This window comes from Photobacterium sp. GB-36, from assembly GCF_003026135.1.
In the GTDB taxonomy this organism is placed as follows: domain Bacteria; phylum Pseudomonadota; class Gammaproteobacteria; order Enterobacterales; family Vibrionaceae; genus Photobacterium.
Genome location: NZ_PYNY01000086.1, coordinates 1 through 624, shown reverse-complemented (window position 1 = coordinate 624; position 624 = coordinate 1). Strand labels below are relative to the sequence as shown.

Annotated in this window: 1 protein-coding gene; it reads left to right on the top strand. The window is 43.8% G+C overall.

Features of this window, described 5'->3' with window-relative positions; translation table 11 throughout:
• Nucleotides 1-624: site-specific integrase (locus C9J46_RS21435; protein ID WP_107291498.1), on the top strand; the 624-nt coding region annotated here is incomplete at both ends.

Genomic DNA, 624 nt, shown 5'->3' with positions numbered 1-624 from the left:
TACGATTGATGCTTATAGTCGTGCTCTACGTCGCATTACCCATCAACTGGATAAATCGCCAGACACGTTAACTACCGACGACCTGAAACGGTATTTTACACAACTGATCAAAACACATTCATGGAGTACCGTGAAAATTGATCGCAATGGCTTACAGTTTTTCTTTAAGCATGTCCTTCAACGTGATTGGGAGTGGCTGAACATTGTAAAGCCGCCACACGTGAAAACCTTACCTGACATTTTGACGCCAACCGAAGTGAGCCTATTGATCAATGCCACTTCGCAACTGCGTTACCAAGTGTTTTTTCTGACCTTATATAGCCTCGGGTTACGGCTAGGTGAAGGGTTAAATCTCACAGTGGGTGATATTGATAGCCATCGTATGTTTGTCCATATTCGACAAGGCAAAGGGGGTAAAGACAGGTTCATCCCACTACCAAGGCGAACCCTGTATGCCCTGCGATATTATTGGCAAACCCACAAAAATAGTCGTTATCTTTTTCCTTCACCGTTCAATGTTAACCATACCGTGATGGATCGCGGTGGCGTTCAAAAAGCAATGAAAGCCGTCATTAAAAGCTGTGGGATCACGAAATCTATCAGTCCTCATAATTTACGTCATAG